1 pseudogene is annotated in these 683 nt (G+C 52.7%); it reads right to left on the bottom strand.

From position 1 onward, the window contains the following. A pseudogene (locus JNC80_RS20005) lies at positions 1-683 on the bottom strand (phage tail protein); the annotation flags it as partial.

Raw genomic sequence — 683 nt, 5'->3', positions numbered from 1 at the left:
GATGATTTGAGACGCACCTCAAACATAACCGTATCAACGCCGGTCACTTCACCATCCCAGACCAATCGAATGCCACAACGGCGATTATTGCCGTTACTGTCTTGAGCAATATCTGGTGTAACAGCAAAGTCGAAGATCGGTGTCGGCAGCGGACGCATTGCACCAACTGCACCATCCACCGGTGGACGATAATCAGTGCTGCTTTCCCAATCATAGTCTGACGGGTCAACCTCAGTCATATCGGCCATAACATCAAGATTGGCACGGTCTACCGAGCCATCAATCCGCATCAGCTTATTGACATAACCGTTGCGCTTGGAAGTCCATGCCCATATAACGCCAGGCACAGCATACGCCCAGAATTTCGGTGGAATGACCAGAGTGTGCCGCCGCGCCCGCTGGCCCTCTTCAAGAGCCGACTTCATAAGCCGCTGCACTTGTTCAGCATATGGCACAAAGTTCAGTTCAACTTTAGCCATCAAGCGCCGGTTGCCGTGCAAGGCTTCCAGATCAGTACGGAACAAGGATGGCGCGGACTTCATCACCCAACCGTCAGTGAAGGACGGATAAGTTGCGGAGACACCATTGATCGTATCCGACAGACCGAAGAACGGGGTGAATGTCTGCTCATCGGTCGAGAGAATATCGTCATCGGTGAAATGAATGACCGGCGCATCGGGGCT

It is taken from the genome of Pseudochrobactrum lubricantis (assembly GCF_041929865.1).
In the GTDB taxonomy this organism is placed as follows: Bacteria; Pseudomonadota; Alphaproteobacteria; order Rhizobiales; family Rhizobiaceae; genus Pseudochrobactrum; species Pseudochrobactrum saccharolyticum.
The sequence above is the reverse complement of the archived record's forward strand: the minus strand, read 5'-3'. Positions and strand labels throughout refer to the sequence as shown.